At 66.3% G+C, this 19,871-nt stretch carries 15 protein-coding genes and 3 tRNA genes; 5 read left to right on the top strand and 13 right to left on the bottom strand.

Annotation, left to right across the window (positions count from 1 at the left end; all coding sequences use genetic code 11):
- The 8 genes from BM031_RS01900 to BM031_RS01865 all read right to left on the bottom strand — a co-directional run.
- On the bottom strand, positions 1-251 hold a 251-nt coding region (locus BM031_RS01900), incomplete at its 3' end, for a GTP-binding protein (protein ID WP_229408385.1).
- A gap of 78 nt (positions 252-329) precedes the next feature.
- Positions 330-404 (bottom strand) — tRNA-Thr (locus BM031_RS01895).
- 34 nt (positions 405-438) lie between these two features.
- Positions 439-512, bottom strand: a tRNA-Gly gene (locus tag BM031_RS01890).
- A gap of 38 nt (positions 513-550) precedes the next feature.
- Positions 551-635, bottom strand: a tRNA-Tyr gene (locus tag BM031_RS01885).
- Between the two features lie 445 nt (positions 636-1,080).
- Positions 1,081-2,622 (bottom strand): HDOD domain-containing protein, encoded by a 1,542-nt coding sequence (locus tag BM031_RS01880; RefSeq protein ID WP_091870328.1) that lies wholly within the window; start codon positions 2,620-2,622, stop codon positions 1,081-1,083.
- A gap of 3 nt (positions 2,623-2,625) precedes the next feature.
- Positions 2,626-4,284, bottom strand: a complete 1,659-nt coding sequence (locus BM031_RS01875) for a response regulator (RefSeq protein ID WP_091870325.1) — start codon at positions 4,282-4,284, stop codon at positions 2,626-2,628.
- Between the two features lie 149 nt (positions 4,285-4,433).
- Positions 4,434-5,435, bottom strand: coding sequence for a J domain-containing protein (locus BM031_RS01870; protein ID WP_091870323.1), 1,002 nt, complete (start codon positions 5,433-5,435; stop codon positions 4,434-4,436).
- Between the two features lie 97 nt (positions 5,436-5,532).
- Complete coding sequence (locus BM031_RS01865; RefSeq protein WP_091870320.1) at positions 5,533-6,681, bottom strand: class I SAM-dependent methyltransferase; 1,149 nt, start codon at positions 6,679-6,681, stop codon at positions 5,533-5,535.
- A 64-nt stretch (positions 6,682-6,745) separates the two neighbouring features.
- Between BM031_RS01865 and BM031_RS01860 the strand changes: the two genes are divergently transcribed.
- From BM031_RS01860 to BM031_RS01845, 4 genes are all read left to right on the top strand, one after another.
- Complete coding sequence (locus BM031_RS01860) at positions 6,746-7,531, top strand: SDR family oxidoreductase (RefSeq protein WP_091870317.1); 786 nt, start codon at positions 6,746-6,748, stop codon at positions 7,529-7,531.
- A 9-nt stretch (positions 7,532-7,540) separates the two neighbouring features.
- Positions 7,541-7,939, top strand: a complete 399-nt coding sequence (locus tag BM031_RS01855) for a dihydroneopterin aldolase (RefSeq protein WP_091870315.1) — start codon at positions 7,541-7,543, stop codon at positions 7,937-7,939.
- Positions 7,936-8,853, top strand: coding sequence for a tRNA 2-thiocytidine(32) synthetase TtcA (gene ttcA, locus BM031_RS01850; protein ID WP_091870312.1), 918 nt, complete (start codon positions 7,936-7,938; stop codon positions 8,851-8,853). The genes BM031_RS01855 and ttcA overlap by 4 nt, the downstream gene beginning before the upstream one ends.
- An 82-nt stretch (positions 8,854-8,935) precedes the next feature.
- Positions 8,936-9,436 (top strand): SixA phosphatase family protein, encoded by a 501-nt coding sequence (locus tag BM031_RS01845; protein ID WP_091870311.1) that lies wholly within the window; start codon positions 8,936-8,938, stop codon positions 9,434-9,436.
- 113 nt (positions 9,437-9,549) lie between these two features.
- On the opposite strand, the gene BM031_RS01840 is transcribed toward BM031_RS01845, so the two are convergent.
- From BM031_RS01840 to BM031_RS01830, 3 genes are all read right to left on the bottom strand, one after another.
- The gene (locus BM031_RS01840; protein WP_091870308.1) at positions 9,550-11,313 is read right to left on the bottom strand and encodes a M14 family metallopeptidase; all 1,764 of its coding nucleotides are present in this window, start codon (positions 11,311-11,313) and stop codon (positions 9,550-9,552) included.
- Between the two features lie 113 nt (positions 11,314-11,426).
- On the bottom strand, positions 11,427-13,031 hold the full coding sequence (locus tag BM031_RS01835) for a S41 family peptidase (protein WP_091870306.1): 1,605 nt from the start codon (positions 13,029-13,031) through the stop codon (positions 11,427-11,429).
- Positions 13,032-13,174: 143 nt separating this feature from the next.
- On the bottom strand, positions 13,175-16,729 hold the full coding sequence (locus tag BM031_RS01830) for an indolepyruvate ferredoxin oxidoreductase family protein (protein ID WP_091870303.1): 3,555 nt from the start codon (positions 16,727-16,729) through the stop codon (positions 13,175-13,177).
- Between the two features lie 213 nt (positions 16,730-16,942).
- On the opposite strand from BM031_RS01830, the gene BM031_RS01825 reads away from it, so the two are divergent.
- Positions 16,943-17,458: an Lrp/AsnC family transcriptional regulator gene (locus BM031_RS01825; protein ID WP_091870301.1), complete on the top strand. Its 516-nt coding sequence runs from the start codon at positions 16,943-16,945 to the stop codon at positions 17,456-17,458.
- Between the two features lie 142 nt (positions 17,459-17,600).
- Here BM031_RS01825 and BM031_RS01820 read toward each other — a convergent pair whose 3' ends face one another.
- Entirely contained in the window at positions 17,601-18,251 is a 651-nt protein-coding gene (locus BM031_RS01820; RefSeq protein WP_091870298.1) for a GNAT family N-acetyltransferase, read from the bottom strand.
- A 50-nt stretch (positions 18,252-18,301) separates the two neighbouring features.
- Positions 18,302-19,849 carry a diguanylate cyclase gene (locus BM031_RS01815; protein ID WP_091870297.1) on the bottom strand — a complete coding sequence of 516 codons (1,548 nt, stop codon included), beginning with the start codon at positions 19,847-19,849 and terminating at the stop codon, positions 18,302-18,304.
- Between the last annotated feature and the right edge of the window lie 22 nt (positions 19,850-19,871).

Here is a 19,871-nt window from a genome sequence, read left to right as displayed (position 1 = left end):
CCTGGGCAGTCAACGTGCGCGTAGTGACGGTTTTCGGTCTCGTACTCGACGTGCGCGGTGTTGATGGTGATGCCGCGTGCTTTTTCTTCTGGTGCAGCGTCGATCTGGTCGTAGGCTTTAGCTTCGCCGCCGAATTTCTTCGACAGGACGGTCGCGATAGCCGCGGTCAGGGTGGTTTTGCCGTGATCAACGTGACCGATGGTGCCGACGTTGACGTGCGGCTTGGTCCGTTCGAATTTACCTTTTGCCATTTGAGACTCCTAACGATATTTTGAGAATTACCAGGCACACCTGACGGACGAGTACAGCGCACTGCCGTTTTTGAATTCTGGTGCCCTTTACGTGGATTGAACACGTGGCCTCTCCCTTACCAAGGGAGTGCTCTACCACTGAGCTAAAAGGGCTGATTTTGCGGTTTTCTACTTACACCGCGAACACTGGAGCGGGTGAAGGGAATCGAACCCTCGTCGTAAGCTTGGAAGGCTTCTGCTCTACCATTGAGCTACACCCGCGAGGTACAACTTTCAATTCGTCTTCACGACTCTTCTTTTGGTGGTGGGGGCTGGATTCGAACCAGCGTACTCAGAGAGGGCAGATTTACAGTCTGCTGCCTTTAACCACTCGGCCACCCCACCGCGAAGAACCGCAGAGTATGAAGCAAGCTCAACGTACTGTCAACTCTGTCCCAACAGACTTTGTCTGTCGTCGCATAGCAGCGTTGCTTCGGGGCGTGATTGTAACGGGCGGGATGCAAAACCACAAGGGTGATTTGATGAGAATTGCTGGGGGAGCGAAAAACGAGGGGGAATGGGGGTTCGGGAGGCTGCAGCGACGTGGATTTTGCAATTTCCACTGTCCTAAAAACCGTCATTACCGCGCAGGCGGGAATCCAAGTTTGTGTGCGTGACGCAAGCGACTGTGTTGAGTGCTAACGGTGAGGAGAGAACTTCGGTTCCCGCCCGCGCGGGAAGTCGTAGGCGCCAGTGGCGCGTACGACGGGCATCTGTTAGTGGTCACAAGGGAGGCGGTAAGGCTGCGCGGCGGACTTGGGTCCCGGCCTGCGCCGGGACGACGACTCGGCTACCCCTGCCCCAGCGCCGCCAGCACCTGTCCCTTCAAGGCCTTGATCAGCGCCGTCTCGTCCGGCGGCACGCCCTCCGGGGCGGTGCTGGTGCGGTCGGCGTAGAACAGGCCCAGCTGGGCCTTGCCCACCACCAGCGGCAGCACGATGAAGCTCTTGGCGTCGGGCAGCAGCTTGCGGTGCCATTCGGGCAGCAGGTCACGGATCTTGGGGCTGGAGGCGTCGGAGATCATCAGGTCGGCGTCGTTCTCCATCGCCAGGTGGAACAGGTCGCGCGCCGAGGCGGCAGGGAAGGCAAAGCCGGGTTGCAGCCGGGCGCTGTCGTCGCCCAGCACGGCGCGGGCGCGGAACTGGCCGCTGCGGGCGTCTTTCAGGCACACGGCGGCGAAACGAAAGCCCAGCGCGCCGTACAGGGTTTCCAGCACGGCCAGCACCACGTCGTTGAGCTTGCCGCGGCCGGAGGCGCGCAGCTGGGTCACGTCCTGCACGCCGGCCAGCAGCAGGTCGCGGGCGTTCTTCGGCTTGCCGCTGGGGTGGTGGCCGGCCTGTTCTTCTTCGCCGGCGTCGAGCGTGGCCAGCAGCAGCACATTGGGCAGGCCGGAACCGCTTGCCTCCGGCTCGGTCTTGGGCGCCGGCTGCATGTTCATGCTGTCCATCAGGCCGCGCATGCCTTCCTGCACCGCCGACATCAGCTCGTCCATGCGCGTGCGGTCGAGGTCGAGCGCGTGGCCGTAGCGCGCGAGCAGCGCGGCTGCTTCCGGCGAGCCGGCCGGTTCGCGGGTCTTGGCCAGCAGGCGCGCCAGGTCCTGGCCGAAGGACGCCACCTGGCGCATCCACTCGCCGCGGTTGGCCGCCACCCGGACCGTGGACGGGGGCAGCGCGGCCTGGGCGCGCACGATGACGTCGGGGATCTTCCATTCGCCCAGCACCGCCTGGGTCAGCGCGTCGTAGCTGCAGCCGAGGATCATCTGCGAGGCCTGGCCGATGCTGTGCTTGCCCCCGAGGATGAGGGCGCCGATCTCGCGGTAGCGGTCATGCTCGTGGCTGGCCACCAGCAGCGGGCCGATATTCTTGAACAGCGCGCAGATCGCGGCTTCCTCGGCGCCCTGGAAGAAGCTGTGGCGCGCCATCTCGCGTCCCACCAGGCTGGCGCACAGCGCCGCCTCCAGTTCCAGGCGCACGCTGCCGGCATGCTCGGAGCTGTCGAGGGCGTCGACCAGCAGCATCGCCAGTGCGGTGGTCTTGACGTTGTCGAAGCCCAGCAGCGAAATCGCGCGCGAGATCGTGGTCACCGGCGTGCCGGACACGGTACGGTACTGGATGGTGTTGGACAGGCGCAGGATGCGCTGGGTCAGCGCGGGGTCGGACACCACGTAATAGGCCAGGTCGTGGGTGCCCTGGTCGTCGCTGGAGGCCATCTCGACCACGCGGGCGATCGAAGCGCCAAGCGCGAACATCTCTTCGTCGCCGCAGACCTTGTGCATCAGGGCCGCGCGCACGCGCCGGGTCACGCCTTCCGGCGCGAGGGTGGGATCGGCCATGGCTTACCCTGCTTTCTGTGCCGGCGCCGGCTTGAGCGGGCGCCCCTGCGCATTGCGCTCGTATTTCTTCAGCACCTGGTGGTGCAGCGCCGACAAAGCGCCCAGCTTGGCGTTGCCCGGATCGAGCTTGCGCACGTTGGCGATCAGGCCGGCCACCTGCTGGCCGAGGCGGTCGTCCCAGCCGTCGTGCTCGAGGCAGCGCAAGGTGGCCAGGGTGGCGTTGAAGGCCACCGACGGGTTGTTGGGCAGCTTGCCGGCCGCTTCCAGCATCAGGCTCACGGCGCCCTGGTAGTCGCCGCTGCGGGCGCGCGCGGCGCCGTCGGCGACCAGGTCGACCACGTGCTGGCGGCTTTCCTGCGCCAGCGTGCGGGCCAGGTCGGGAAAGCCGGCCTTCTCCAGCACGCCCATGGCGCGCGCCATGCCGGCGTCGCTCGCCGCGTTGCGCATGACGTCGCGCACCAGGTCGGCGCCGCCCTCTTCCATATTATTTTCGAGGCAGGTGCGCGCCAGTTCCAGCTTGATGTCGGCCGACAGCCCGGGCGCGTCCTTGCAGGCCGACAGCGCCGTGTTCAGGGAGTCGTTCAGGCGCGTTTCGTTGCCGGTGTACTCATGCAGCAGCGCCGACGAGATCGCGCTGCACAGGGTCGTATTCGGGCGCCCGCCCATCGAGCGGTCGAGGTCGCGCACCACCGAGGCGGCCGCCACCGGGTCGCCCTTCTTCACCAGCGTGCGCACCAGCTTGACGTGGTCTTCCGGGTCGCGGAACTCCGAATACTTGGCCTTGGCGACGACCTGCTTGAGCGCCTTTTCGGCGGCCTCGGTGTCGCCCGCCTCGAAGGCCGTTTCGCCCAGCGTGCGCAGGCGCCGCACCGCGTGCGGCGACACCGCCACCGCGTCGGCCAGCACGGCCTGCGACTTGCCCAGGTCGCCCACCGCCGCATGGGTGCGCGCCAGCCAGTCGTAGGCGTCGACGAAGTTGCGGTTGGAGTCGACCAGGTCTTCCAGCAGGACCTTGGCTTCATCGAACTGCTTGCGCAGGAACAGGGTCTTGGCCAGCCCCAGGCGCGCCCAGGCGATCGCCTTGACCTCGATCAGCTGGCGGTAGATCGGTTCGGCCTGGTCGGCTTCGCCCAGGAACACGTGCAGTTCGGCGCGCAGGCGCAGGAAGTCGACCGCGTAGCGCGGGTGCAGGCGCTCGCCATCGATGCAGGCCGCAATGGCGTCGCGCTGGTCGCCCGCCTCCATCAGCGTGTAGACCGACATGAAGGCGCTGCGCTTGTCGAGCGCGCGGGCGATGCGGTCGAGCAGGCGGTCGGCGGTGAAAGGCTTGAGGACATAGTCGGTCGGCGCCAGCTCCGCGGCGCTGACCACCTTGCTGTGGTTGCCCTCGGCGGTGACCATGAAGAACATGGTCGACAGCGGCATCAGCTTGTGGTGGCGCACGTCCTCGAGCAGCTGCTGGCCATCCTGGCCGCCTTCGAGGTCGTATTCGCACAGGATCATGTCGAAGCTGCGCAGCGCCAGGTGCTTGACCGCCAGGTTGGACGAACTGGCATGCTCGATTTTCGTGAGACCGCACATATTGAGCATGCTGTGGATATTCGCACGCATGCCCGAGTGTGGCTCGATGATCAGTGCCGTGAGGCCTTCCAGTTCGTTCATTCTGTTTCCGTAAGCCTGCGTTGGGCATGGTGCAGCTGCTGCATGGGCATGCTGCATGCCGCCGAGTATATTACGGCTGGGGAACGAAATAGTTAAATTGGATAAATACGCAACGCAACTAATGGTTGTTGCGGAGAAAAAACGACAGCCTAGCCGCCGGGGGCGAAGGCGGCGGCCTGGCGCAGCGGCACGCGCTGGCCGTTCACGCATTCGGATTTGCCGTCGCTGGCCATGATGTTCTGGTAACGGACTTCGTATTTGCCGGCACTGAGCTTGTCGATCACGAAGCTCTCGCGCGGCAGCACGTAGGCGTGGCGCACATTCGAGCGGCGGTCGAGGTCATACAGCTTGACGAAGATCGGCGAGGCATTGGCGCTGTTGTCGACCACGACCTGCATCTCGTCGCCGCTGTTGCCGACCGGGTAGCCGGCCAGGTAGCCGGATTCGGCCGGCCACGGATCGCCGCTCGGGGCGGCCAGCGGCTGCAGGTCGCTGCCGCAGTCGGGCGCGCGCGCCGGCACCACCAGCTGGGTCACGGCCAGCGCCTTGATCTCGGGCGGCGGCGCCTTGCCTTCGCCGCCAAAGCGGCGCGCCCAGCCTTCGGTGCTGGCATCGGTACCGAGCGCGTCCGGACGGTCGGGCGCGGCTGCGGGCGCGGGTGCGGGTGCGGGTGCGGCCATGGCGACCGGATCCGGCTTGCCGGCCCAGGCCAGGGCGCTGGGCAGCCGGCTGCGCGGCTGTTCCACCAGGAACACGGCGGCGGCGGCGCCGGCGGCGAAGCAGGCCACCAGGCCCAGCCACCAGCGCGGGTCGCGCATCAGGCGCGCGCGCGGGCGCCCCACCTGGGCCGGCGGCTCCCAGCTGTCGGGACGGGTACGGCCCGTGCCGTCTTCGGCGCCGGTGCTTTCCAGCCACTCGACTTCCCACTCTTCCGACGCGATCCACTCGTCGTGCTCCTTGCGGCGCACCGGGTCGGACAGGGTGTTGTAGGCGGTATTGACGATGGCCATGATCTTGGCGGCCTTCTCGTCATCCGGATTCTTGTCGGGATGGTACTTCTGGCTCAGCGCCTTGTAGGCCGCACGAATGACCTCCGCCGGTGCGCCGCGCGCAACCTTCAGGTTGTCATAGTGGGTGTGGATCTTGGCCATGGTGTCTGGGGGTGCGCTTGTTTCGTCGTCGAGGTCGTGCCGATCCGGTTGTACAGCTTAGCCGGATTTGTATCCAGAGCGCAAGATGTCAAAAATTCTACAGGCGGTGGGCACGGTCGGCCCGCACGATTGCGTCCGGCAAATCGACGCCCTGCCCCACCACCAGCACCTTGAACAGCTCGCCCATTTCCGACGGCGAGACCAGCTTGTGCACCGCCTTCGAGCGCGGCAGGTAGCGCAACGCATCCTCCGGATCGGTTTCCAGCAGCAGCTCGCCGATGCCGCAGGCCAGCAGGAAGGACGACTGGTTCATGTAGGCCAGCACCGGCAGGCCGGCCTCCTGCGCCGCCAGCGCCATGGCGGTGAAGTCCACGTGCGCCGTGATGTCCTGCAGGCCCGGCAGGTAGAAGGCTTCCGGATGGGAATGGTGGCGGTAGTGGCACATCAGGGTGCCGCCGACGCGCTGGTCCAGGTAGTACTCGTGGGCCGGGAAACCGTAGTCGAACAGGAAGGCGGCGCCGCGCCCGCCCTTCATCATGCCGGCCAGCGAGGCCATGAAGCCTTCGGCCACCGGGTGGATCTCGGTGAGGTAGCCCTCGGCCAGGGTGTCGCCGTGCGGTATCTGGCGCGCCACATGGGCCGCGAGCTGCTGCGTCAGCGGCCGCTGCACGAAGGCGAATTCGCCGGCTTCCACGGTGACCATCTGGCGCAGCCACTGGCCGTCCTTGCGGATCACCAGCTCGACCGGCATGGCGTCGAGCACCTCGTTGGCCAGCACCACGCCGCTGAAGGATCCGGGGAAACCATCGGCCCAGCGCACCTGCGGCAAGTCCTTCAGGGCTTCCTGCTGGCGCGCCCGCAGTTCGCCCGACAGTTCGATGATGGTGTACGAGCGCACCTGCACGCCCATGCCGGCCAGGGCGCCGAGGACGTCGCGCGCCAGCTTGCCGGTGCCGGCGCCGAATTCGATGATGTCGGGCGCGCTTTGGGCGATAATAGCGGCTGCCGCGCGCGCCACGGACGCCCCGAACAGGGGCGAGATCTCCGGCGCGGTGGTGAAATCGCCGCTGGCCCCGAGCTTGGAGGCGCCGCCGCTGTAATACCCGAGCCTTGGCGCATACAGCGCCAGTTCCATGAACCGTGAAAACGCCATCGCCCCGCCAAGCTGTTCTATTTCGGCGGCGATCAGCTGTTGCAGGGACTGGGATGCGGCGAGCGCGTCAGGAGTGGGTGCGGGCAGGGACATGCCGGCATTGTAGCGAAATGATGCGCAGCGAGCACAGATCAACAGCTAAGCCCGAACAGGTTCAATGATGATGGACAACGCCCCCAGGGTCGCCCTCGTGACCGGCGCCGGCCGCCGCCTCGGCCGCGCGATCGCGCTCGGCCTGGCCGCCGCCGGCTGGGACGTGGCCGTGCATTTCCGCCACTCCGAACGCGAGGCGCTCGAGACGGCCGAGGCCATCCGCGCCCTCGGCCGGCGCGCCGCCGTGCTGCAGGCCGAGCTGCTCGACGAAGCCGCCGTGCGCGCGCTGCCGGGCCGCGCCGCCACCGAACTGGGGGCCATCTCTTGCATCGTCAACAATGCTTCGTTGTTTGAATACGACAGTGCCACCGCGTTTTCTCCGGCCCTGCTGGCGACCCATATGGGGGCGAATGTCGCAGCGCCGCTGCTGCTGGCGCAGGCCCTGCACGCGGCCACGCCCGCCGGCAGCCAGGCCGTGGTGATCAACCTGCTGGACCAGAAACTGTACAATCTCAACCCGGATTTTCTGTCGTACACGCTGTCCAAGGCCGCGCTGCATGCGGCCACCACGATGCTGGCGCAGGCGCTGGCGCCCACCGTGCGCGTGGTCGGGGTGGCGCCTGGCATCACGATGGTGTCGGGCGAGCAGACCGAGGAAGGCTTCGCCCAGGCGCACCGCATGACGCCGCTGGGCCGTTCCTCGACCCCGCAGGACATCGCCGGCGCCGTGGTGTACGCGGCCGGCGCCCGCGCCCTGACCGGCACCACCCTGCTGGTCGACGGCGGCCAGCACCTGGCGCCGTCGCAGCGCGACGTGATGTTCCTGACCGAACCAAACCAACATTCATAAGGCTTTACTATGCTGTCCGCCCTGTCCCACCCGAGCTTGCGCGATTGCCGCCGGCTGTTCCTGCGCAATTACGAAGTAATGATCAACATCGGCGTGCATGACTTCGAGAAGAAGGCGGAACAGCGCGTCATGATCAACGTCGACCTGTACATCCCGCTCGAGCTGTCCACGCCCAAGGCCGACCAGCTGTCGGAAGTGGTCGACTACGACTTCATGCGCGAAACGATTGCCAAACGTATCTCCAAAGGCCACATCCACCTGCAGGAAACCCTGTGCGACGACGTGGTGAAGGCCATGCTGACCCACCCGCGCGTGCGCGCCGCGCGCGTCTCGACCATGAAGCCGGACGTGTATCCGGACTGCGAAGGCGTGGGCTGCGAAGTGTTCCAGGTAAAGGAAGAAGCATGAGCGAAGCAGACCTCGACCAATTGGGCGTGTCCACCAGGACGATGGAAAAGATCGCGCACGAGAACAACAAGCTGCACAAGCGCCTGTGCCGCCAGGTGGGCCAGGCGATCGGCGACTTCAACATGATCGAAGACGGCGACAAGGTGATGGTGTGCCTGTCGGGCGGCAAGGACAGCTACGCGCTGCTCGACATCCTGCTGACCTTGCGCGAACGCGCACCGATCCACTTCGACATCGTCGCCGTCAACCTCGACCAGAAGCAGCCGAACTTCCCGGCCGACATCCTGCCGGCCTACCTGGACAAACTGGGCGTGGATTACCACATCGAGAACCAGGACACCTACAGCATCGTCAAGCGCCTGATCCCGGAGGGCAAGACCACCTGCTCGCTGTGTTCCAGGCTGCGGCGCGGCATCCTGTACCGCGTGGCCGATGAACTGGGCTGCAACAAGATTGCCCTCGGCCACCACCGCGACGACATCCTCGAGACCTTCTTCCTGAACATGTTCTTCGGCGGGAAGCTGAAGGGCATGCCGGCCAAGCTGGTGTCGGACGACGGCAAGCACATGGTGATCCGCCCGCTGGCCTACGTGAAGGAAGCCGACACCGAGCGCTACGCCGAGGTGAAGGGCTTCCCGATCATCCCGTGCGACCTGTGCGGCTCGCAGGAAAACCTGCAGCGCAAGCAGATCAAGAACATGCTGCGCGAGTGGGAAAAGAAGCACCCGGGCCGGGTGGAGAACATCTTCTCGTCGCTCTCCACGGTGGTGCCCTCGCACCTGATGGACCGCGGCATGTTCGGCTTCGTCGACCTGAAGACCGATGGCGTGGCCAATCCGCTGGGCGATATCGCGTTCGACGAAGAGCCGTGCTCAACGCCGGCGGCGAACACGATTTCGCTGACGCAGTTGTAAAGGCGGCGCAGCAGCGGCAAGGAGGCAGGGTCATGGTACCCTGCCTTTTTTTCGTCCCTACCTTCAAAAAAGAGGATCCGCCATGCGCCTGCCTGCCCGCCTGTTTCGCCAGCTCTCCATTGCCCTCGCCATGCTCGCGCCCTGCGCCGCGATGGCCGAGCCCAGCGCCATCTACCTGGTGCGCCACGGCGAGAAGATGAGCGAACAGGGCGACCCCGACCTGAGCGCGCGCGGCCAGGCGCGGGCGCAGCATGTGGGCGTGCTGCTGCACCGGGCCGGCATCACGCGCATCTTCACCACCCCGACCAGGCGCACCCACCAGACCGCCGAGCCGCTGGCCCAGCGCCTTGCCACGAAAGTGGAGGAATACGACCCGCGCAATCCGAAGGCGCTGGTGGAAAAGGTGAAGGGATTGACGGGGGCGGTGCTGGTAGTGGGGCACTCGAACACGCTGCCCGAGCTGGTGCGGCTGTTCGGCGGGGCGCCGGGGGCCGACATCGGCGATAACGAGTACGACCGGCTGTACCAGCTGACGCCGGGCGTGGGTGGGGCGGTGAATACGGTCTTGCTGACGACGCCGTGATCGACGTCGCACAGTAAGCCCATCCCCGTCCCTACCAACGTCATCCCCGCGCAGGCGGGGAGTCGTAGGCGCCAGTGGCGCGTACGACGGTCGTTAGGTCTTGTACTAAAACATCAAGGCGCGACGTTCGTCCGCAGTACCGGATACAGATTGAAGCGCTCATCCCACGACGCGTGGCGCCTGGCGAAGAACTCGAGGCGCGCGTGCGGGTTCTTGGCAAACGCCGCATCGGTCTCGAGGCGGCGCTTGAATTCGGCGGCAAGCGCCGGGTCGGCGGCCATCTGTTCGCGCGCCACATCCTCGGCCACGTACTCTTCCATGTATTCCTTGCGCTCGTAGGCATTGTTGAACAGGCCCCAGGCCAGCAGCGAGTCCGGCGCCTGCGGCTCCAGCATCGCCACCACCAGGCGCGCCTTGGGCTGGTTCACCGGCACGTACAGCGCGCCGCCGGCCACCGCCCGCGCTTCCGCCTTCCACGCGCCCTCCAGCGTCAGGCGCTGGTGCGATTCGAACGAGGTCGCGCCAAACACGGCCTTGTCGGCGCGGAAGGTCTCGACCTGGGCCGCGGGGAGCGCCTGGCCCAGCTTGCGGAAGGCGATGCCGTGCAGCGCCAGCTTCTTCGCCACCATGTCCGCGTAGGCGGCCGGCACGATGTAGCCGGCGCGCGGCGCCGTCACTTCGCGCTCGGCCACCACTTCTTCGCGCAGCGGCACGCGCCACACCTGCGGCTTGCTTTCATCGTAGCGGGTCATCAGGATGCCCGACACATCGGATGGGGTACGGGTGTACTCGTAGCCATTGAAATCGACCATCCGGGCCTTGTCGGTGGTGCGGTAGCTCAGCGCCACCGTGCTGCCCGCCAGCGTCGAGGCGCGCGCGTCGGCCGCGCTTGCCGCCCGCAGCCACTGCGCGCCATGCTTCGCCACCTGCTCGAGGATCGAGACCACCGAGTTGTGGGTGATGCGCACGCGGGTCGGGTAATCCTTCCACGAGTGGGTCTCGACCAGCAGCGCCATGCGGTTACGCAGCGGGAAGTAGCCGGTCGAGAAGCGCGGGTCGGACACGCCGTCCACGAAGCCCGACTGCGGGTCGTCGGTCTTGGCGAAGGACATGTAGTAGGACTGCGGGGTCGAGCCCTGCTTCGCGATATCGGCGATCACGTTGCTGCGCAGGGCCAGGCCGGCCTGGCGGAATTCCGGGTCGCCCGAGTACACCGGCTCGACCTGGATCGAGACGTCGTGCTGGAACTTGGCGCCGTCGGTCACGTGCAGGTCGACGTAGGTCAGCGGGTCCCAGGCGTTGACCAGGCCCAGCATGGCCTGCATCTCGGGCGCATCGGCTTTCACGTAGTCGCGGTTGAGGTTGAAGTTCTGGGCGGTGGTGCGCCAGCCCATTTCGACCGGGCCGCGCTGGTTCGGGCGGTTCCACCTGCCGAAGCGCTCATGGCCGTCCACGTTGAACACCGGGACGAACACCAGCACCTGCTTGCCGAGCACACCCTTGGCCAGCCTGCCGTCGAGGATCTCGCGCAGGGCCAGGAAGCCGGCGTCCTTGCCGTCGATCTCGCCGGCGTGGATGCCGCCCTGGACCAGGGTGACCGGCAGGCCCTGCTTCTTCGCCGCCTGCGGCGTGAACGCGCCGCTGGTGGAGGCCACCAGCGCCATCATCGGGCGGCCTTCCGGCGTGCGGCCGAATTCGACGCACTTGACCGCCTTCGGATAAGCCTTCTGGAACGCGGCGCACAGCTGGATCACTTCGTCGTAGCGGCCGGTGGCCTGGAAGCCCGAACGTTCGGACACGGTGGTGAGGGCGGGCGCCGCGGCGTGGGACAGCGGGGTCGCGGCCAGCATGGCCAGCATCAGGGCGGAACGGATCATCGTGAACACTCCAGCAATCGTCGGGTGGCAAAGCCGGTGATTATAGTCCCGTTTCCAGAATGAAAACTGCCCGGGCAGCGAGGCTGGCCGGGCCGTTCTGGTTCACGCTGCGCTTATGGGCGCGGCCTGGTGTAGATCGAGATTTCCTTGGCCGGATGGCGCACGATGTCCATCTTCACTTCGCGGGCGCGGGTGGCCGGCGGGCAGATGCCGGTCTGGCGGTAGGCCAGTGCGGCGGCCAGCAGGCCTTCGGCCGGATCGCCGATCTCGCGGCTCAGGTCGTCGGCCACCTGGCAGGTCGGCGCCAGGCCGTCCGCGTAGTCGCCGAAGCCCTTGTTGTTGGCGCCCTTGAACTCGATCGAGAAGTAGGTGGTGCCGCAGTTCGGCACCGGCGTGAAGCCGTAGGGCTTGCCGCAGGTCTGGCTGCCGATTACGTCGACCTGGATGTCGGCGCCGCGCAGGCCATTGATCACCGCTTCGCTGGCCGAGCAGCTACCCGCCGTGGTCAGCACCGTGACGCGCTTGAGGCCCAGGTAAGGCAGCGGCGTGCCGGCGCGCACCGGGTTCGGCGAGCTGAAGCCATAGGCGGTGCTCAGGAAGGGAATCGCCGGCTGCAGTGCGGTCTTGTCGTTGTACAGCGGACGCTCGAAGATCTTGCCCCTGGTCGCGTCCGGGCCGGCCACCATATAGGACAGCTCGCTGGCGATGTAGAGCAGCCCGCCGCCGTTGTAGCGCATGTCCAGAACCAGGTCGCTCACCGCGGCTTGCTGGAAGGTGGTGAATGCGTCCACCAGCTCCTTTTCCGAGACCTGGTTGTGGGTCTCGAAGCTCAGGTAGCCGACCTTGCCGGTGGGGGTGTCGAGCACCTGCACGTTCTTGACCGGGTCGACCCGCACCTCGGCGCCGGTCATGGTGACGTCGTACGGGACGCCGCCGCGCTGCAGCGTGAACTGGTGCGCCGAGCCGGCCGATTCCGGGAACAGGCCGGCGTTGATGCGGTTGACCGCGTCGGCGCCGGTGGCGTTGACGAAGTCCACGCCGTCCACGCGCGTGAGCATGTCGCCGCGGCGCAGGCCGGCGGCAGCGGCCGGGGAACCCGGCTCGACCAGGCTCACGATCCAGGTGCGCGGCGCGGTGGCGCTATTGCGTTTCCAGGTGACGCCGTAGCCCAGGTCGATTCCCGAGCTTTGCAGCTTTTCCCACTCTTCGGTCGTGTACGTGAAATGGTACCTGTCCTTCGGCTGGCCGGACTCGGTCAGAGCCGAGGTCTTGAGCACATTGAAGTAGTCGATGGGGTTGGTGAAATCCGCCATCTTGTAGGTGTTCGGGATCTCGTTGTACCAGAGGTAGTATTCATTCGACCAGGCGCGCAGGAACTTCAGCTCGTCGAGCAGCGTGCCCTGCTTGTCCGGGAACGGCCGGCCATCCGGATCCAGGCCGGTGCGCGGCTTGGCGCACAGGTTCCAGTAGGTCGTGAAGGCATTGCCGAGGGTGTTCGGATCGAGATCGGCCGCGGTAGGCGGCGTCGACGTGACCGGCGGCGTCGGCGTTACCGGGATGGTCGGTGGCGGGTTCTGGCCGGTCTGGCCTGGATTGGCGCCCACACCGGGCGAACCACCGCCCCCGCCGCAGCCGGCGAGGACGAAGGATGCTGCGAAAAGCGAAGCGATCAGGCGGGGCGCGGTCGTCGCACGACCATGGGCGAATGGCGATTTCATGCGGTCGATTATAGTCGGGGCCATATGCACGAAGTGCAACCAACTGTAACAGTTGGGTCTGACACACAACAAGAAATGCTAGACGGCATGCCAAAAGAACACGGCCGGACAAGCCGGCCGTCGTCGACGATATCAGTCTGGCATCAGGCCGCGCGTGGCGCCGCTCCTGCCGGCGCATGGAAAGCCGCCAGCAGCGCCGCTTCCTTCTGCTTGGCCGCCGCCAGGTGGCGCTCCTTCACGTGGCCGTAGCCGCGGATGTCTTCCGGGATGCTGGCGATCGCCACCGCCTGCGCCAGGTTCTCCGGCGTGAGCTTGGGCAACAGCGCTTCCACGGTCTGGCGGTACTGGCCAATCAGGGCGCGCTCGGTACGGCGCTCGGCGGTGTAGCCGAAGATGTCGAGCGGGGTGCCGCGCAGGCCTTTCAGCTTGGCCAGCACGCCGAAAGCACCCATCATCCAGCCTCCGAACTCCTGCTTGATCGCGCGGCCTTGCTTGTCGTGCTTGGCCAGCAGCGGCGGCGCCAGGTGGTACTTGAGCTTGATGTCGCCTTCGAACATGTTCGCGATCTTGGCCTTGAAGGCCGGGTCGGTGTGCAGGCGGGCGACTTCGTACTCGTCCTTGTAGGCCATCAGCTTGTAGAAGTAGCGCGCCACGGCTTCGCTCAGGCGGGTGCCGCCGCCCAGCTTGGCTTCCTGGGCGCGCACGCCATCCACGAAGGCTTTGTACTGGCCGGCGTAGGCGGCGTTCTGGTAAGCGGTGAGCAGCTCGACGCGGCGGTTGATCACGTCGTCCAGGGTCTGGCTTCGCTTGAACTCGATCACCTGGCCTGGCGCGGCCTGCCTGGTCACCGAAGCCAGGTCGTGCGCCGCGCTGCGGCCCCAGTTGAAGGCGGCTTTATTGAATGGCACCGAAACGCCATTGAGTTCGATCGCCTTGATCAGCGAGGCTTCCGCCAGCGGCACGTGGCCCTTCTGGAACGCGTAGCCGAGCATGAACATATTGGTGGCGATCGAGTCGCCCATCAGGGCGGTGGCGATTTTGCCGGCATCGACGAAGTCGACGTTCTGCGCGCCGCAGGCCTGCAGGATGGCGCCCTTCGAGCCTTCGCCCGGGAACTGCCAGTCCGGGTTCTTCACGAATGCCGCGGTGGTGGCGCCGGTGGAATTGACGGCGGCCCAGGTACGGCCTTCGCCCATGCGGGAGAGGGCATCGCGGCTGGAGGTGACGATCTGGTCGCAGCCGATCACCAGGTCGGCGCTGCCGGTGCCCACGCGGGTCGAGTGCAGGTCGGATTGTTTATCGGCCAGGCGCACGTGCGACATCACCGGGCCGCCCTTCTGGGCCAGGCCGGACTGGTCGAGCACGATGGCGCCCTTGCCTTCGACGTGGGCCGCCACCGCCAGGATCTGGCCGACGGTGACCACGCCGGTGCCGCCGACGCCGGCGATCAGGATGCCGTAAGGCGCGGCGGTCGACGGGATCACCGGCATCGGCAAGACGGGCGGCGTCGCTTCCGACGACGCTGCCTTCTTCGGCTTCTTCAGGCCGCCGCCTTCGACGGTGACGAAGCTCGGGCAGAAGCCCGACACGCACGAGAAGTCCTTGTTGCACGAGGACTGGTTGATCTGGCGCTTGCGTCCCAGTTCGGTTTCCAGCGGCTCGACCGACAGGCAGTTGGACTGCACCGAGCAGTCGCCGCAGCCTTCGCACACGGCTTCGTTGATCACAGCGCGCTTGGCCGGGTCGGGGAACTCGCCTTTTTTCCGGCGGCGGCGCTTTTCGGACGCGCAGGTCTGGTCGTAGATGACGGCCGAGACGCCCGGCATCTCGCGCAGCTCGCGCTGCACGTCCATCAGTTCCGAGCGGTGGCGCACGGTGGTGCCGGGGGCCCAGGCGTAGTCGTCCGGGTACTTGCCCGGTTCGTCGGTGACGACGATGATCGGCGTGACGCCTTCGGCCGCGATCTGGCGGCTGATCATCCCCGGGTCGAGCGGGCCGTCGACGTTCTGGCCGCCGGTCATGGCGACCGCGTCGTTGTACAGGATCTTGTAGGTGATGTTGACCTTCGCGGCCACGGCCGCGCGGATCGCCAGGATGCCCGAGTGGAAGTAGGTGCCGTCGCCCAGGTTGACGAACACGTGCTTCTCGTCGGTGAACGGGGCCTGGCCGATCCAGGTCGTGCCCTCGGCGCCCATGTGGGTGAAGGTGGAGGTCTCGCGGTCCATCCACAGCACCATGTAGTGGCAGCCGATGCCGGCCATGGCGCGCGAGCCTTCCGGCACCTTGGTCGAGCTGTTGTGCGGGCAGCCCGAGCAGAAGTACGGGATGCGGTCGGTTTCCGGGTTGGCCTTGGCCGGGATATTTTTGAGGACCAGTTCTTTCGCCTCGAGGAAAGCGATGCGTTCCTTCACGCGCTGCTCGACCGGGTGGCCGGCGCAATAGTGCGAGATGCGCGAAGCGATGGCACGGGCGATTTGCGCCGGATTCAGCTCGTAGGTCGCCGGCAGCAGCCAGTCGCCGTGGCCCATGCGGTCCTTGTTGCTCCACTCGCCGGTGTCGTCGAACTTGCCGACCACGCGCGGGCGCTGGGCGTCCGGCAGGTTATACAGCGCCTCCTTGAGCGCGTATTCCATCACCTGGCGCTTTTCTTCGACCACCAGGATCTCGTCCAGGCCGCGCGCAAATTCGTGCACGCCTTCGGATTCGAGCGGCCAGGTCATGCCGACCTTGTACAGGCGCAGGCCGATGTCGCGCGCCGCCTGTTCGTCGATGCCGAGGTCGGCCAGCGCCTGGCGCGTGTCGACATAGCTTTTACCCGCGGTGATGATGCCGATCTTCGCTTGCGGGGCGTCCCAGATGATCTTGTTGAGCTTGTTGGCGCGGGCATAGGCCAGCGCGGCGTACCACTTGAAGTTGCTCATGCGGACTTCCTGGTCCAGCACGGCGTCGGGCCAGCGGATGTTCAGGCCGCCCTGCGGCACTTCGAAGTCGGTCGGGAGTGCGATCTGCACGCGGTCCGGATCCAGGTCGACCACGGCGCCCGATTCGATGATGTCGGTCACGCACTTCATCGATACCCACAGGCCGGTGTAGCGGCTCATGGCCCAGGCGTGCAGGCCGTAGTCGATGTATTCCTGCACCGAGGATGGATACAGCACCGGGATGCCGCAGTGGGTCAGGATGTGGTCGGACTGGTGCGCGGTGGACGAGGACTTGGCCGCATGGTCGTCGCCGGCCAGCACCAGCACGCCGCCGTGCCTGGCGGAACCGGCGTTATTACCGTGCTTGAACACGTCGCCGCAGCGGTCCACGCCAGGGCCCTTGCCGTACCACATGGCAAACACGCCGTCGTACTTGGCGTCCTTGTACAGGTTGGTCTGCTGGGTGCCCCAGACGGCGGTGGCCGCCAGGTCTTCGTTCATGCCCGGGTGGAACTTGACGTGGTGCGCCTCGAGGTGCTTCTTCGCCTTCATCGCGGTCTGGTCGACGGCGGTGACGGGCGAGCCGCGGTAGCCGGTGATGTAGCCGGCGGTGTTCAGGCCCGCCTTCAGGTCGCGCTCGCGCTGCAGCATCGGCAGGCGGATCAGGGCCTGGGTGCCGGTCATGAAGGCGCGGCCGCGCTCGAGCGTCCACTTGTCGTCGAGGGTGATGTCTTGCTGCGGCGCGGCCAGGTCGGCGCGCTCGAGGGGTGCGTTCATGCGGTGTCTCCGTCTACTTTCGCGTGGTCTTGTCAGGGCGCGCAGCACAGACTCTTGGTGGTCATCGTGGCGGGCGCGACTGGGCAGGGCTGGCCTGCTCCCATATGGCGCCCAGTATAGTCCTGCCCCTCCGGCATTAAATTCCAAACAATTCCCCCCGCCAGACGATTTGCGCAATAAAATTGCCGTGTTCGCGAATTCACCGGGGAAAACATGTCAAAAATTGAGCTCGACAAGACTGACCGCAAAATCCTGGCGGTCCTGCAGTCCGATGGGCGGCTGTCGAACCAGGATGTCGCCGAGCGCGTCAACCTGTCCCCTTCCCCCTGCCTGCGCCGCATCAAGCGCCTGGAAGAGGCCGGCGTGATCCGCCAGTATGTGGCCCTGGTGGACCCGGACAAGATCGGGCTCGGGCTGCTGGCCTACGTGAACGTGCGCCTGGAAAAGCACAGCGAAGTGGCGGGCGGCGCGCGCGGCACGCCAGGCCTGCCGGCAACCTCGCCGCGCAATGATTTCGCGGTGTCGGTGGGAACCTGGCCGGAAGTGGTGGCCTGCTATGCGATGACGGGAGAGATGGATTTCCTGCTGCGCGTGCATGTGGAAGACATGGACCACTTCTCGCGTTTCATGATGGGGACCTTGCTCAAGCATCCGGCGGTGCTGGATGTGAAGTCGAGTTTTGCGTTGCAGAGGATTAAGGAGACGACGGCGTTGCCGGTGGTGGGGTGAGGGGTTTTCCCTTGCAATCCACGACAGCCGTTCAATCCACACATGTATGAATCGTCATCCCGGCGCAGGCCGGAATCCAATTTTTGACGGTTTTTGGGCTGGAGTGGGAATGGGGTCAACAAGTTTCAACGACCATATAACCCTACTTCTTCGGCCCCAGCCACTTCACCGCCGCCCTCGCATTCGCCTTCATCGAATAATCGATCGCCGCCCACTGCTCTTCCAGCGCCTCGGCCATCACGCTGCCGGCGCTCGGGGGCGGGAGTTGGAGGTAGGCGTCGGCTTCGCCGTACTCGCGCTTGATCGCCATGCCGGCCTTTTTCGCGATATGCATCATGGTCTGGTTCGACGTCAGGCACTGCATGTACAGGGTATCCACGTCCGCATTGCGGCAGTGGATTGCGGCGCGGTCGAACAGGCGCGAGCCGACGCCCTGCCCGCGTGCCGATTTCGACACCGACACCCCGAACTCCGCTACCCGTTCCTTGGTCGTCGGCTTGCCGCTCTCGGCCTTGGCGAAGGCCAGGTGGCCCACGCCCACCAATTGGAACACGCGGTTCACCACGCCAAAGACGATGTCGCGCCTGAAATCGAGCTTGGCGACGTACTTGGCGATTTGTTCGTCGGGAATGATGCTGCCGAAGCGCAGCAGGCGGTCGCTGTCGTCCAGCGCCAGGAAGTGGCGCAGGATGCGGCGGCGGTCGCGCTCGCCCAGTTCCTTGACCAGGACGGTCGGACGGCCGGGCTTGCCTTTGAGGGCCTTGAGCCAGCGAACCAGTGGGTTGTCCAGCATGGAACTATCCTATTGTGCAGTGCAACATAACGCGATTGTAGCGGATTCTGCTAGTGCGCGCCGCCCTGCCCCGGCGCCAGCCACTGGGCCGACGGGCTGACCACGAACCCGCCCTTGCCGGATGACTTGGCGTCGTACATGGCTTTATCCGCCTCGGCCAGCAGGGCGGCCGAGCCGCGCGCCGCGCCCAGATGGCCGCGCGCGCTGGATATGCCGATGCTGGCGGAAATCGTGACGGGGTTGCCGTCGGCCTCGGTGACCGAGCGGATCTGGTCGAGCGCCAGCTGGGCCACCCGCAGCGCGCCTTCGCGCGACGCGACCTCTTCCAGCATGATGACGAACTCGTCGCCACCCAGGCGCGCCAGCGCATCTTCGGCGCGCAGCTTTTCCTGCACCCGGCGCGCCACCATCTGCAGCACCAGGTCGCCGGTGGCATGGCCATAGGTGTCGTTGACCGCCTTGAAGCCGTCGAGGTCGATGAACATGATCACCACCACCGAATCGCGCCGGTTGGCGCGCGCCAGCGCCCGTTCGAGCAGCCGGGTGAGCTGCCGGTAATTGATCAGGCCAGTGAGGCTGTCGTGCTGGGCCAGGCGTTCGAGCTGCTTCGACTGCGCTTCCAGTTCGGCGGTGCGTTCGGCGACCCGGTGCTCGAGGTTTTCGTTGGCCGCCTGCAGCCGGTGGTTGACCTCGCCGATGATGCGGTAGCTGCGGCGCAGCCGCATGCCGGCGTAGGCCAGCAGCAGGAGCAGGAAGGCCGAGTAGCCGAACAGGTAGCCGCGGTAGCGCTCGCGCACCGCCAGCTCGGTGTCGAAGGCGCGGTCGAACTCGCGGCCCAGGCGATCGAGGGCCGCGCCGGTGGCGGTGGCGGCGATGTGTGCTTCGAGCCGGTTTTCCAGCGGGCGTTTGACGAGAATCACGCGCGACGTCTTGATCAGGGCATCCATCTTCTCGACCACAGCCGGCGAGAACGCGATCTGCTGGGCCGCGATGTCACCCAGGATTTCGTCGATGCGGGCGGCGAGCGGCGGGTTCGGCGTCACGTTGTAGCGCAGGATCTCGGTGAGCAGCGCATTGAGCGAGGCATCGAGGCGCACCACCAGGCGCGCCGGCGCCAGCGCGCCTTCGATGCCGCCCAGCTCGGTCTTGAGGTCGGCCACGGCCGGCGGCAAGTACACCAGCGCCTCGCGCAGCGGCGGGTTGTGGCGTCCGAACTGCACTGCCAGCAGCTCCTTGCGCTGCATGGCGTCGCGCAGCAGCGAATAGGCGGTGCGCACCGGGGCGCCCGAGGTCGCGGTGACGGCTTCGCCCAGGCGCGTGGTGAGCTCGCGCATGCGCGGCAGCTGGGTGGTCAGGGCCGCCGTGGCCGGCGCGCGGCCGATGTGGGCGCGCAGGATATTGGCGTCCCATTCGGCGTCGAGCTTTTCGAGCTCGCGCAGGTTGAGCAGCACGTCGTTGCGGATCTCGGGATCGGCCGCTTCCGAGCGGATATAGAAAAAGGCGAGCAGCAGGGCCAGCACCAGCACCGCCAGGCCGGCAAGTTGCAGGCGGCGACGCGGTCTCAAGCTCGCTACGCGCTGCGCCAGCACGGCAACCATGGTGTTCTCCGTTACATCAGGT

It is taken from the genome of Massilia yuzhufengensis, assembly GCF_900112225.1.
Lineage (GTDB): Bacteria > Pseudomonadota > Gammaproteobacteria > Burkholderiales > Burkholderiaceae_D > Telluria > Telluria yuzhufengensis.
The sequence above is the reverse complement of the archived record's forward strand: the minus strand, read 5'-3'. Positions and strand labels throughout refer to the sequence as shown.

Coding starts and splice junctions, on each gene's coding strand:
- BM031_RS01870 (WP_091870323.1), bottom strand. CDS start 5,435: ATGGCCAAGATCCACACCCACTATGACAACCTGAAGGTTGCGCGCGGC.
- BM031_RS01825 (WP_091870301.1), top strand. CDS start 16,943: ATGTCAAAAATTGAGCTCGACAAGACTGACCGCAAAATCCTGGCGGTC.
- ttcA (WP_091870312.1), top strand. CDS start 7,936: ATGAGCGAAGCAGACCTCGACCAATTGGGCGTGTCCACCAGGACGATG.
- BM031_RS01840 (WP_091870308.1), bottom strand. CDS start 11,313: ATGATCCGTTCCGCCCTGATGCTGGCCATGCTGGCCGCGACCCCGCTG.
- BM031_RS01875 (WP_091870325.1), bottom strand. CDS start 4,284: ATGAACGAACTGGAAGGCCTCACGGCACTGATCATCGAGCCACACTCG.
- BM031_RS01830 (WP_091870303.1), bottom strand. CDS start 16,729: ATGAACGCACCCCTCGAGCGCGCCGACCTGGCCGCGCCGCAGCAAGAC.
- BM031_RS01855 (WP_091870315.1), top strand. CDS start 7,541: ATGCTGTCCGCCCTGTCCCACCCGAGCTTGCGCGATTGCCGCCGGCTG.
- BM031_RS01815 (WP_091870297.1), bottom strand. CDS start 19,849: ATGGTTGCCGTGCTGGCGCAGCGCGTAGCGAGCTTGAGACCGCGTCGC.
- BM031_RS01820 (WP_091870298.1), bottom strand. CDS start 18,251: ATGCTGGACAACCCACTGGTTCGCTGGCTCAAGGCCCTCAAAGGCAAG.
- BM031_RS01880 (WP_091870328.1), bottom strand. CDS start 2,622: ATGGCCGATCCCACCCTCGCGCCGGAAGGCGTGACCCGGCGCGTGCGC.
- BM031_RS01845 (WP_091870311.1), top strand. CDS start 8,936: ATGCGCCTGCCTGCCCGCCTGTTTCGCCAGCTCTCCATTGCCCTCGCC.
- BM031_RS01835 (WP_091870306.1), bottom strand. CDS start 13,031: ATGAAATCGCCATTCGCCCATGGTCGTGCGACGACCGCGCCCCGCCTG.
- BM031_RS01860 (WP_091870317.1), top strand. CDS start 6,746: ATGATGATGGACAACGCCCCCAGGGTCGCCCTCGTGACCGGCGCCGGC.
- BM031_RS01865 (WP_091870320.1), bottom strand. CDS start 6,681: ATGTCCCTGCCCGCACCCACTCCTGACGCGCTCGCCGCATCCCAGTCC.